The sequence below is a fragment of the Empedobacter sp. GD03865 genome (assembly GCF_029840775.1).
GTDB lineage: Bacteria > Bacteroidota > Bacteroidia > Flavobacteriales > Weeksellaceae > Empedobacter > Empedobacter falsenii_B.
In genome coordinates this window covers 77190-90299 of record NZ_JAOCDF010000002.1, presented here as the reverse complement: position 1 = coordinate 90299, position 13110 = coordinate 77190, and the positions used below count along the sequence as shown (strand labels likewise).

General features: G+C 31.6%; 12 protein-coding genes. 8 read left to right on the top strand and 4 right to left on the bottom strand.

Annotated features, from left to right (window positions below; all coding sequences use genetic code 11):
- Window positions 1–605: 605 nt before the first annotated feature.
- Window positions 606–1625, top strand: coding sequence for a WYL domain-containing protein (locus N5D46_RS01395; protein WP_115001268.1), 1020 nt, complete (start codon window positions 606–608; stop codon window positions 1623–1625).
- A 40-nt stretch (window positions 1626–1665) separates the two neighbouring features.
- On the top strand, window positions 1666–2415 hold the full coding sequence (locus N5D46_RS01390; protein WP_115001267.1) for a polysaccharide deacetylase family protein: 750 nt from the start codon (window positions 1666–1668) through the stop codon (window positions 2413–2415).
- A 66-nt stretch (window positions 2416–2481) separates the two neighbouring features.
- Here the strand turns inward: N5D46_RS01390 and N5D46_RS01385 are convergent, their stop codons facing one another.
- Window positions 2482–2823 carry a phage holin family protein gene (locus N5D46_RS01385; protein WP_115001266.1) on the bottom strand — a complete coding sequence of 114 codons (342 nt, stop codon included), beginning with the start codon at window positions 2821–2823 and terminating at the stop codon, window positions 2482–2484.
- 134 nt (window positions 2824–2957) lie between these two features.
- Window positions 2958–4493, bottom strand: a complete 1536-nt coding sequence (locus N5D46_RS01380; RefSeq protein ID WP_115001265.1) for a glycine--tRNA ligase — start codon at window positions 4491–4493, stop codon at window positions 2958–2960.
- Between the two features lie 205 nt (window positions 4494–4698).
- Here N5D46_RS01380 and N5D46_RS01375 point away from each other — a divergent pair, with 205 nt between their 5' ends.
- The 6 genes from N5D46_RS01375 to N5D46_RS01350 all read left to right on the top strand — a co-directional run bounded on the left by N5D46_RS01375 (window position 4699) and on the right by N5D46_RS01350 (window position 11015).
- Window positions 4699–5217 carry a hypothetical protein gene (locus N5D46_RS01375; protein ID WP_280048975.1) on the top strand — a complete coding sequence of 173 codons (519 nt, stop codon included), beginning with the start codon at window positions 4699–4701 and terminating at the stop codon, window positions 5215–5217.
- Between the two features lie 97 nt (window positions 5218–5314).
- On the top strand, window positions 5315–5761 hold the full coding sequence (locus N5D46_RS01370; protein ID WP_280048974.1) for a hypothetical protein: 447 nt from the start codon (window positions 5315–5317) through the stop codon (window positions 5759–5761).
- Window positions 5762–5889: 128 nt separating this feature from the next.
- The gene (locus N5D46_RS01365) at window positions 5890–8139 is read left to right on the top strand and encodes a carboxypeptidase-like regulatory domain-containing protein (RefSeq protein ID WP_115001260.1); all 2250 of its coding nucleotides are present in this window, start codon (window positions 5890–5892) and stop codon (window positions 8137–8139) included.
- A 22-nt stretch (window positions 8140–8161) separates the two neighbouring features.
- A complete protein-coding gene (locus N5D46_RS01360) occupies window positions 8162–8527 on the top strand; it encodes a cation transporter (protein WP_115001258.1) in 366 nt (121 codons plus the stop codon).
- A 122-nt stretch (window positions 8528–8649) separates the two neighbouring features.
- Complete coding sequence (locus N5D46_RS01355) at window positions 8650–9219, top strand: tRNA methyl transferase PRC-barrel domain-containing protein (RefSeq protein ID WP_115001257.1); 570 nt, start codon at window positions 8650–8652, stop codon at window positions 9217–9219.
- Window positions 9220–9230: 11 nt separating this feature from the next.
- A complete protein-coding gene (locus N5D46_RS01350; RefSeq protein ID WP_280048973.1) occupies window positions 9231–11015 on the top strand; it encodes an endonuclease in 1785 nt (594 codons plus the stop codon).
- Window positions 11016–11090: 75 nt separating this feature from the next.
- Here the strand turns inward: N5D46_RS01350 and dnaJ are convergent, their stop codons facing one another.
- Entirely contained in the window at window positions 11091–12215 is a 1125-nt protein-coding gene (gene dnaJ / locus N5D46_RS01345; protein ID WP_280048972.1) for a molecular chaperone DnaJ, read from the bottom strand.
- Between the two features lie 14 nt (window positions 12216–12229).
- Entirely contained in the window at window positions 12230–12787 is a 558-nt protein-coding gene (locus N5D46_RS01340; protein WP_260391935.1) for a nucleotide exchange factor GrpE, read from the bottom strand.
- Between the last annotated feature and the right edge of the window lie 323 nt (window positions 12788–13110).

Genomic DNA, 13110 nt, shown 5'->3' with positions numbered 1-13110 from the left:
AATCAATCATCAACTAAAGTTTCAAATTCAGGTTTTAAGCAAGTTTTTGATCTTATTTCAAATTCATTTCTATGAAATAAATTCTCTATTCGAAAAGAAAACTTTTTAGCTTTTTTTGTTTCCAATGGTGCCCTTTCGGGCGATAAAAAACAGATTAAAAGTCTGATTTTAATGATTACTCTAACCAACTGAGTTATTTCAGTTTACTGAAAGTAGGAATCGAACCTACGACCCATCATTAATGATTGCTATACCGCTTAGCTATTCCAATCGAAATTGAAAATGGGATTCGAACCCATGTGCATCATTGGGATTTTAATTATTCAGAATAGAAGTGATGAAGCATTTTCTACTACAATGCTATACTGAAACATTTGTCAAGGAACAATTAAAATCGTTTGGTTGTTAAACCTTTGACAAAGTTGGAGTAGAAGTGTGCGAATGAATTGCGCAATAAAATATTTTTTCGAAATAATTTGTAAATGATGATGAATAGAGGATTTTATATTGAAAATATTTTGAATAAAAGTTGAAATAAAAATTTCTACGCAAATAGATTGCGTACTTTGAATTGAAATTTGTAGTATTGAACAAAGAAATCAACCATGGCAACCAATAAAATTGCATTAATACGTTATCAAACGATTGATAAATGTCTTCAAAATCATTTCAGAAAATGGACATTAGAAGATTTGATAGAAAAAGTTTCGGAAGCTTTGTATGAATATGAAGGAATAACTTCTGGTGTTTCGAAACGTACAATTCAGGGCGACATTCAGGTGATGCGAAGTGATAAATTGGGTTATAATGCGCCAATTGTTGTTCGAGAAAAAAAGTTTTATGAATATGAAGATCATGACTATTCGATTCATAATTCACCAGTTTCTTCTGCTGATTTAGATAAAATGAAAGAAGTGATTTCGGTAATGAAACAATTGAATGGGTTTAATTATTTTGATGATATGAACGAGATTATTACGCGTCTCGAAAATAATTTATCCAAACAAACGCATCAACAACCAAATTATATTCAGTTTGAGGAAAATCCATTGTTAAAAGGTTTGGAGCATTTGAATCGATTGTATCAAGCAATAGTGAAGAAGCAACCTCTGTTGATTTCTTATCAATCATTCAAAGCAAAAAATCAAGAACCAAAACAACAAGTTTATTATCCGTATTTGTTGAAAGAATACCGTAATCGCTGGTTTTTATTGGCTAAATCGAGAAAAGATAAAAATTTGTATACGTTGGCTTTGGATAGAATTGTTGAGTTTTATGAATTGGCAAATGAACCTTTTGTAGATGAGCAAGAAATTAATTTTGATACGTATTATAACAATGCGATTGGCGTAACGAAAAGTGTGAAAGAAAGGGAGCAGCGTGTTGTTTTTCGTGTGAATAAAAAATTAGCGCCCTATGTGGTGACAAAACCAATTCATGCGACGCAAAAAGTGTTGGAAGTGACGGACGAAGGAACTTTATTTTCGATAGAAGTTGTACATAATTTTGAGTTGGAACGAGAACTTTTAGGATTTGGAGAAGAAATAGAAATTCTTGCTCCAAGATTAGTGAAAAAAAGAATCAAAACACGATTAGAAAAAGCATTAGAAAAATATAAAAAATAGAATTTCTTTCATACATTTAATTCATTAAAAACTAACTTAAATGATATGGAATAAAAGAATAATGACACTTTTGAGTGTCTTTTTATTAATCTTCTCGACAAGTTTGTTTGCACAGAAAGCGAGTGATTCTGTGAAAAAATATATCTATTTAACTTTTGATGATGGACCTTTGAATGGAAGTGAAAATATTGATGAGGTTTTCAAAAATGAGAAGTTAAAAGTGACTGTTTTTCTTGTTGGAGAACATGTGGAGAAAAATAAAACAATGACGGATTATTTTAAATATTACGAAGATAATCCTTACATCGAAGAATGTAATCATAGTTGGACGCATGCGAATGATCAATACAAAAAGTTTTATAGTAACGAGCAAACGTCGGTTGAGGATATTTTGAAAAACCAATCGATACTAAAATTACAAGATAAAATTGTTCGTTTACCAGGAAGAAACATGTGGAGATTGGACGGAAAATCGAAGAATGATGGAGCTTCTGGTGTACAAACGGCTGATGGTTTAGCAAAGTTGGGTTATAAAGTTATTGGTTGGGATTTGGAATGGACGCATCATGGAAAAGATGGAACACCGGTGCAATCTGTTCAAGCGATTTATAAACAAATTGTTAATCAATTAGAATCGAATAAAACCTTTACAAATAATAATATAGTTGTGTTAATTCATGATGAGATGTTTCAGAATAAATGGGAAGAGTCCGAATTGAAACAATTGGTTGATCTTCTTAAAAAACATGATAACTATATTTTTGAGCAAATAAAATTTTATCCTCAATAAAACTTTTATAAAATACAAAAGCTGTCCAAAATTAGACAGCTTTTTATATGTAGTAATTTGTATAAATTAGTCTCCCATCATTCCTCCAACTAAAGAATTGACAATTGCTAAAACAATACCAAATAATAATGCGTACCAGAATCCGTCAACATGGAAACTGTCTCCCATAATTGCGCTTGCTAATAAGATAATAATTGCTGTAATCACAAAAGAAAATAAACCTAATGTTAAGATTGTTACAGGTAAACTAATAATGTTTAAAATTGGTTTTACAACAGCATTTAAAAGTCCGATAACAAGTGCAACAATAATCGCAGAACCATATCCTTTTACAGATACTCCAGGTAAAATGTTAGCAAGTCCGAAAACAACTAATGCTGATACCAAAAGATTAATAATAAAGCCCATAATTTGTATTTTTTAGATTAATATATCTAAATTAAAATCAAAAGCTTTGCCAAATTGTTAAAAATTTTAATAAAAATAAAAAAAGCTCAGAAATTTCTGAGCTTTAGTATTATTGTATTGAGAAGATATTCTTTTTATAATTGTTCAAAAAGATATTTCATGTTGACTTCTTTGTCGATAATTTGAGCTAACTCATTAATATTAACACGTTTTTGCTCCATTGTATCACGGTAACGTAAAGTAACAGAATTATCGTTTAATGAATCGTGGTCAACAGTGATACAGAAAGGTGTTCCAATCGCATCCATACGACGGTAACGTTTACCGATAGTATCTTTTTCTTCGTACATTACGTTGTAATCTAAACGTAATTTCTTCAAAATTTCTTTCGCTAATTCTGGTAAACCATCTTTCTTTACCAATGGTAAAACAGCAGCTTTAATTGGCGCTAATGCAGCTGGTAAAGATAATACAACACGTTCTGATCCATCTTCTAAAACTTCTTCTTTCAATGAATTTGAGAAAACTGCTAAGAACATACGATCCAAACCTACAGAAGTTTCTACAACATAAGGTGTGTATGATTCGTTTGTTTCGTTATCGAAATATTGAATTTTTTTACCTGAATGTTGTTCGTGTGCTTTCAAATCGAAATCTGTACGTGAGTGAATTCCTTCTAATTCTTTGAATCCGAATGGGAATTTAAACTCAATATCAGCAGCAGCATTTGCATAGTGCGCTAATTTTTCGTGGTCGTGGAAACGGTAATTTTCATTTCCTAAACCTAATGTTTGATGCCAACGTAAACGTGTTTCTTTCCATTTTTCGTACCAATCTAACTCAGTTCCTGGTTTTACGAAAAATTGCATTTCCATTTGTTCAAACTCACGTTGACGGAAAATAAATTGACGTGCAACAATCTCATTACGGAAAGCTTTACCAATTTGAGCAATTCCGAAAGGTAATTTCATACGTCCAGATTTTTGTACGTTCAAGTAATTTAAGAAAATACCTTGAGCCGTTTCTGGGCGCAAATATAAATCCATTGCCTGATCAGCTGTTGCACCTAATTTTGTTCCAAACATCAAGTTGAATTGACGAACTTCTGTCCAGTTTTTAGAACCAGTTACAGGATCAGCAATTTCTAATTCTTCAATCAAAGCTTTTACGTCATCTAAATCTTCGTTTTCCAAAGATTTTCCCATGCGTGCTAAAATTGTATTGATTTGATTTTGATATTCTACAACACGAGGATTTGTCGCAACAAATTGATCTTTATCAAAAGCATCACCGAAACGTTTTGCAGCTTTCGCAACTTCTTTCTCGATTTTACCTTCAATTTTTGCACAATGATCTTCAATTAAAACATCGGCACGGTAACGTTTTTTAGAATCTTTGTTATCAATCAAAGGATCATTAAATGCGTCAACGTGGCCCGAAGCTTTCCAAGTAGTAGGGTGCATAAAAATAGCAGAATCAATGCCGACAATGTTTTCGTGCATTTGTACCATTGCTTTCCACCAATATTGTTTGATGTTATTTTTTAGCTCAGCTCCGTTTTGACCATAATCGTAAACGGCTGATAATCCGTCATAAATCTCACTCGATTGAAAAATGAAACCATATTCTTTCGCATGAGAAACTACTTTCTTGAAAATATCTTCTGACATAATTAATTGTGTGTTCTTATTTAAAGTGCAATTTTAGTGATTTTTGATGACTATTGAGGTATATTTTGATAAAATCGTAAGGCTTTAAGCACTTATTCTAATTTTTGATTAGATTATTAGCGGAATGATTGATTTTATAAAATCGGATTATTTCAATTTCAATCAAAAAAACATACTTTTAAATCATAAAAAAAATGATAACCGTATGAAAAAGTTTATTCTTCCTATTCTATTATTAAGTTTTGTTGCAAGTTGTAATTCTAACAATTCATCTTCTTCGTCTACAGAAAATAAAGTTGAAAATGAAGTGAAAGATTCGGTTAAAGAATCAGATGTTAATTATAATGTTGCGCTTGATTTTATGAATAATTATGTGGATTATATTATGGATACAATTGTTAAAATAAATCAAGATGAGTATATTAAACAAAACGAATTGTTGACGCAAAATTTTAAAGATCGATATAAATTTGTGCAAGATTCTGCTTATAAAGTTGAGCCAGAAGTTGGTTTAGATTTTGATCCGATTGTCGATGGACAAGATTTTCCGGATAAAGGATTTAAAATAAAATCGATTGATAAAGCAACAGGTTTAGTGACTTTGCAAGGGATAGATTGGCAAAATTTTGAAGTTGTTTTGAAAATTGTTAACGAAAACGATAAATCGTTAGTAAATGGTTCTGGAATTATTAATATTCCAACGAACAAGCAGGCAAAAAGATAAGTGATGAAACTGAAAATTCTATAATAAACTTGGAAAATGATATAAATTTCAGTTTGTTTTGATTTGAATTTTTTGTTTATTTTTGTCCAACATGAAAATGCAACAGTACATAAAGTATGTTTTGTCGGTGGTTTTGATTTTTTCAAATCTTAGCTACTCATTTTCTATGCATTTTTGTCAAGGAGAAATGGAACAAGTGACGATGAATCATTTGGATAATAATTCGTGCAAAATGGAAGTTTCTACTTCGTGTTGTCCTCCAAAAACAGAAAAAAAACATTGCGAATTACCAGAAAACAATAAATCTAAAAAAGACGATTGTTGTAAGGATATTTCGTATTCGGATAAGTTTGTAGAAAAGCAAACTGTCAAAATTCAAAAACTTATTCCGATTAGTTTTATAGTTTCTGAAATTCTTCAAATTAGAATTCCGATTCAAGATGAAGAGGTGAGCAATCAATCTAGTTTCCTTGATTTTTATGTTGCGTCAAATGCACCGCCAAATTATATACTCAATTCTCAGTTAACATTTTACGAAGGGTAATACCCGTTTATTTTTTGATTAAATTAATCAGAAAACAATACGCTATTATCTAAATATTAAAGTATTTGATGAAAATCTAATCAACAAGTACACAATAATAAATAGGCATTGAGCCTTAAATCGTAAAAATGAAAAAAATATTCACTTCAGTATTTATACTAAGTGCTGCGTTTTCTTACGCACAATCTACTTTAAAAGGAAAAATTACAGATCAAAATCAACAACCAATCGTTGGAGCAGAAGTGTTTTGGCAATCGTCAGATATTACTGTTATTACAGATGAAAAAGGAAACTTTGAGATCGAAAATTATCAACCAACCTCAATTTTAGGTGTTTTTTATGACAATGAAACAACAACTTTTAAGGAATTAAAAGACGAATTTCAGAATATCACCATCAATGTAAAAGATCATTTTGGGGATACTTCGTTGAATGAAGTTGTGGTTCGTGATACAAGTAGTTCGCTTAAAAAATCGAAGTTTGCAACCAATATGACGACAATGACTGGAAAAGAATTGTTGAAAGCAGCATGTTGTAATTTAGCTGAATCTTTCGAGACAAATCCTTCTATTGATGTCAATTTTTCGGATGCTGTGACAGGAAATAAGCAAATTAAAATGTTAGGTTTAACCTCTCCTTATATTTTGATTGCAGAAGAAAATATACCAAATGTTCGTGGAGCTTCTCAAGCTTTTGGGCTTAGTTTTACGCCAGGAACTTGGGTAGAAAGTATTCAGGTGACGAAAGGTGCTGGAACGGTGATTAATGGTTACGAAAGTATTTCTGGGCAGATTAATACAGAATTAATAAAACCTTCAAATGATATTCCGTTGTTTGTGAATCTTTATGGTTCGACAGATTCTCGTTTTGAAGGAAATGTGCATTTGAACAAAAAATTGAATGATAAATGGAGTACTTCTTTGTTTATGCATGGAAATGCACGCGTTTCGAAGAATGATATGAACGATGATGGATTTTTAGATAATCCGCTTGGACACCAAGTTAATGTAATGAATCGTTGGCAATATCAAAACTTAGAAAAAGGTTGGGTCGGATTTTTATCTGCAAGATATTTGAATGATACAAAACAAGCAGGACAAGTTGATTTTGATAAAGATCGTGATAAATTAACAACAAATTATTGGGGGTCAGAAATCAATACAAATCGTGTGGATGTTTCGTCAAAAATTGGGTATGTTTTTCCAGAAATGCCTTATCAAAGTATGGGATTACAAACGGCGTTTAGCTATCATAAACAAGATTCTTACTTTGGATTGAATCAATATGATATCGAACAACAAAGTTTTTATGCCAATTATATTTTTAGTTCGATTATTAGCAATACAAAAAATAAATTCTCTACAGGAGCTAGTTTTACATACGATAAATTCAAGGAATTTGTAGCGCTTCCAACGGATGCGAATTATGATCGAATTGATAATTCTGCAGGAGCATTTTTCGAATATACGTTTGATAATATGAAGAATTTCAATATGATTGCTGGGCTTCGTGGAGATTATCATAATCGAATGGGCTTTTTCTTGACACCGCGTTTGCATACGCGTTATATGCCAGTAAAAGGAACAACAATAAAAGCGTCGGTTGGTCGCGGAAAACGAATCAATAATATATTTGCAGAAAATCAGAATTTATTTGCATCTTCAAGACAATTTAATATTCTGGGCGATGGAAATGGAAAAATATATGGTTTAGATCCAGAAATTGCATGGAATTATGGATTTAGCGTAACACAAGAATTTAAATTATTTGGTAAAAATGCAGATGTTACAGCAGATTTTTATCGAACAGATTTTCAAAATCAAATCGTAACTGATATCGATTATTTGGCTCGTCAAGTAAGATTTTATAATTTAGAAGGAGATTCGTATGCAAATTCGTTCCAATTTGATTTTAATTATAATCCATTCACAAATTTCAAAATTAGAGCATCTTATAAATATTACGATATCGCAACAGATTATGAAAAAGGAAAATTAGAACGTCCGTTGCAAGCGAAACATCGTTTCTTTACAAATTTAGAATACGAAACACGCGAAAGAAATGGTAAAAATTGGCGTTTTGATGCAACGTATAATTGGATTGGAAAACAGCGTTTACCAAATACATCAGATAATTTACCAGAAAATCAGTTGAATGAATATTCGAATCCATTTGGGACAATTAATTTCCAGATTACACGTGTTTTTTCAAAACGTTTTGAAGTATATATTGGAGGAGAAAATGTAACGAATTATCAACAACATCGCGTAATTTTAGGAGCAGATAATCCTTTTGGTTCAAATTTCGATAGTTCGATTGTTTATGCGCCAATTTTTGGACAAATGTATTACGCTGGATTAAGATTTAGTTTAAAATAAAAATCATAAAAAATATAAAATAATGAAAAAATTATTAGCCTTTGCTTTGGTTGCGACTTTAGGAATTAGCGCACAAGCACAAAATAAAAATGCAAAACACGATTTACACGTTAAAGGAAATTGTAGGCAATGCAAAGATCGTATAGAAAAAGCAGCTTATGGTGTAAAAGGTGTAAAATCTGCTGAATGGGATAGTAATACGCAAAATTTACATATTATATTGAATGAGAAAAAGAGTAAAGTGGATGATGTAGAAAACGCTGTAGTAGCGGTTGGTCACGATACTGATAATAAACGTGCAGAAGAAAAAGTGTACGGAAATTTACCTTCTTGTTGTTCATATGATCGTGAAGGTTCAGCTGGGGAAGCTAACACGCATAGTCATTAAAAGATTTTAAAATACAAAAAAGGGATTTCAATTAGAAATCCCTTTTTTGTTTATAAGATGTTAATAGTTTAAAAATGAAAATTTTATTTTTAACTTTTAGTTAACATTAACATTCTATATTTATGGCTTTCCTTTTTTGGAAAGAAACAAATAAATTAATTGAAGTGAAAATAGGTCAAATTGTAGAAATTCCAAAAAATTCTTCTATTTATAATATGGAAAAACCATCTTTTCAATCAAAAGAAGAAGAACTTTCTTGGAAGGTAAACCAAAGAAATTATTCTTTGTTTGATGGTTTTATTGTGGGAGAACATACTGGAATAGAAAAATTTGAAATAGGACAACGAAAAGGTTTAAATGTTAGCGGAAAAGAATTTCCGGTTTATGTGATTGGAATTGATGAACGCGAAAACAGAATTTTTATAGGACAAGGAAAAAATCATCCAGGCCTTTTTACAGATGTATTCTTTTTTGAAGAACAAAATATAAGTTGGTTAGAAAAACCATTTTTAATCAATGAAATAGAAGCTAATGTTGCATCTACATATTTGAAAGAAGAAATAAATGCGAGGTTTTATCAATTTGGAAAAATCTATTTTTTGGAGTTCGAAAAACAAATTCCTTTGATAATGAAAAATTACACATTAAGGCTTTCTTATGAAAACAAGGAAGTTATACTATTAAACAAATAATTGTTATTAAAATGAAATTGAAATTTACTTTTTTATCATTTGCTTTAGCATTATTCGCACAAGCTCAAAAAGCACCTGCGTATTATTCAAGCATTAATTTTAGTAAAACGAAGAATGAGTTGAAAAATGATTTTGCTAAATTAATTACTGATACTCATAAGCAAAATGTTTCTTATTCAGAAGGTTTGAAAAATTTATTTCAAACAAGTGATGCCGATCCTCAAAATCCATCTAATTTATTGTTGATTTATGGATCTCAGAGTTCTGGTACACATCAAAGAAGTCGTGCTTTTTCAGGATCTTGGAATAGAGAGCATGTTTATGCAAAATCTAAAGGAACACCAAATTTAGGAACTTCTGGACCTGGATCAGATGGACATCATTTACGTCCTGCTGATGTCACATTGAATAGTACTCGTGGAAGTTTGCTTTTTGATGATGGAGTAGGAGCAATGGCAATGAAAACGAGTCGTGGTGGTTGGTATCCAGGTGATGAATGGAAAGGAGATGTTGCGAGAATTTTAATGTATATGTATGTACGTTATGACAAACGAACTTTACCTCTTAACATTACTTTTGGACCAAGTACATATTCATCAGATTTCCCTGATATTCTTTTGAAATGGAATGTAGAAGATCCTGTTTCGCAATTTGAAATTCAAAGAAATAATGTTGTAGCGAATGTTCAAGGAAATAGAAATCCGTTTATTGATAATCCATATTTAGCAACTGTTATTTGGGGAGGTCCTAAAGCGCAAAATAATTGGCCAGAATCTTTTGGTGAAGGAGGAGGTTCTGAAGAGGATACTGAAAAACCTACTGTGCCAACAAATTTAGCTTCAACAACGATTACATCATCAAGTGTGTCGTTAACTTGGACAGCTTCTAGAGATAATGTAGGTGTTAATAAATATGATATTTATGTAGACAATACATATAATACAACTGTTTATAGTAATAACGGAACAGTTTCTGGATTAAATCCTTCGACAACTTATTCTTTTTATGTTGTAGCAAAAGATGTAGCTGGAAATAAATCGGATAATAGTACTGTAATTCAAGTAACAACAAAAGAATCTAATATAGGAGGAGGTTCAGGAGAAGGAACAAGCTGTGGAACAGAGGATTTTGAAAATATTCCATCTACAGGAAGTACACCTCCAGCATCATCTTACACAGATAGAACTTGGTCGAATAGAGGAATTGTGTGGACTGCAATAAATGCAAGAACAGACAAGCAAATTTATATCGATGGAGATAGTAATAAAGCAATTTGTATTAGAAAAGGAAATTTAAAATCATCTACAATTTCTGGAGGAATAGGTTCTTTATCAGTAAAAACATATCTTCCTTTTGCAGATTCTGATGGATTTTATACATTAAAAATTAATGGAGAAGTAAAAGGACAAATACCTTATTCTAAAACAGCTAAAACAACAAAAATTGATAATATTAATATTGAAGGAGATGTTGTTATTGAGTTGATAGATGAAACTTCAAATAACCGTGTTTCTTTCGATAATTTATCATGGACTTGTTACGAAAGATTAGCAACAGATGAGGTTAAAAAACAAAATAATAAATTAGTTATTTATCCTAATCCAGTTAAAAATCATGAATTTGTTGTCAATGGAATTGAAAATAAAGAAACTATTCAAATTTTTACTATCAATGGACAATTAGTCCAAACAATTCAAAATGTAACAAATAACTCTAAAGTTAAATTGAATAAATTAACAAAAGGTGTTTATATTATTAAAACGAAAAATCAATCTAATAAGATTATTGTAGATTAAAAAAATATCATCTTAATGATAAACAAAAAAAATCCATCTCATTTGAGATGGATTTTTTTGTTATATATTTTTCAATTACTGAAACATATCTTTTACACGTTCAAAGAATGATTTTTCATTTTTCGAAGGTTCTGGTGAGAAATGATCATCGTCTCTCATTTTTTCAAAATACGCTTCTTGATCTTTCGATAAATGAGTTGGTGTCCAAATGTTAACATGCACAAATAAATCACCTTTTCCGTAACCGTTCAAATCTGGTAAACCTTGACCTTTTAAACGTAATACTTTTCCTGATTGAGTTCCTTTGTCAATTTTAATTTTTACTTTTCCATTAACCGTCGGAATTTCTTTAGAAGCACCTAAAACAGCATCTGGGATAGAAATATACAAATCAAAATGTAAGTTGTTTCCATCACGTTTCAAAGTGTCGTGTTCTTCTTCTTCAATCAAAACAAGTAAATCACCAGGAATACCATCAAAAGGCGCATCGTTACCTTTTCCGCGAACTTGCAATTGAATTCCTTCTCTTGCTCCAGCTGGAATTTTAAGGTCGATTGTTTCCTCAATTTTGATTAATCCTTGATTATTTGCTCCTGAAGGAATTTTGTCAGCAACTTTTCCTACTCCTTGACAAGTACCACAAGTTGTAGCAGTTTGCATTTGTCCTAAAAATGTGTTGGTAACACGAACTTGTTGTCCAGAACCACCACAAGATGGACATGTTTTAGATGTAACGCCATCTGCTTGTTTGAAACGTTTAACTTTTACTTTCTTTTCGCAACCGTTCACCATTTCTTCTAAGTTCAATTTTACGCGAATACGCAAATCAGAACCTTTCATTCGACGTGGACCACGAGATTGACCTCCAAATCCACCACCGAATCCTCCGCCTCCAAAGATATCGCCGAAATGAGAGAAAATATCTTCCATATTCATTCCGCCGCCACCGCCGAATCCTCCGCCAGCAGCTCCGCCCATTCCTGCATGTCCGAATTGGTCGTAACGTGCACGTTTGTTGTCGTCGCTTAAAACTTCGTAAGCTTCTGCAGCTTCTTTAAATTTATCTTCTGCCTCTTTGTCACCAGGATTTTTGTCAGGGTGATATTTGATGGCAAGTTTACGATAGGCTTTCTTGATATGCTCTGATGTTGCAGATCTTTCGACCTGCAATATTTCGTAATAATCTCTTTTTGATGACATTTTCTTAATCTAAATTATAATCCAACAACAACTTTCGCGTAGCGAACTACCACATCATTTAATAAATAACCCGTTTCTACAACGTCTACAATTTTTCCTTTTAAATCCTCCGTTGGAGCAGGAATTTGAGTAATTGCTTCGTGTAAATCAGTATTGAAATCGTCTCCAGCTTTAGTCTCCATTTCTTTCAAACCTTTTGCACGTAACGTTTCTACTAATTTATTATTGATTAATTCAACACCTTGATGTAAGCTGTCGTCTCCTGACTTTTCAATTTGATTTAAAGCGCGTCCAAAATCATCTAAAACAGGCAATAATGAAGTGATTACCTCTTTATTTGCCGTCTTGAAAATGTCCATACGTTCGCGCGAAGTACGTTTTTTGAAGTTGTCAAACTCTGCAAATAAACGTAAATATTGGTCTTTTTCTTTTGCTAATTGTTCCTTAACAATTTCTAATTCTGACTTTCCAGCAGTTTCTTCTTGTGGCTGTTCTACAGTGTTATCACTCTCTTGAACGTTTTCTTGAAGATTCTCGTTCTCTAATTCTTCGTGTATATTTTGGTCAGACATATTCTTATTAGTTTTTTTGTTTCTGATTGAATCAAATAGTTTGCCAATGCCCATTATGTGTCGTTTTGTCAGATTTTAAATAAAAAAGAAGCACTTCTGTCGTTAGAAGTGCTTCGGTAAATGTATAAAGTTTTTTTGATTTGAGTTTTAGTAGAATTAAATTTCGTCACTTCGAGTGATTTTCAAAGAAAATTGTATCGAGAAGTTAGATGAAATAATATTTTCTTATTTATCAAAGTGTTATTCTAAACTTGTTTCAGAAACACATCTTGCGAGTTTTACTTTGAGGATGCGAAGTTGAAATGAATTCAACTTGACATAGG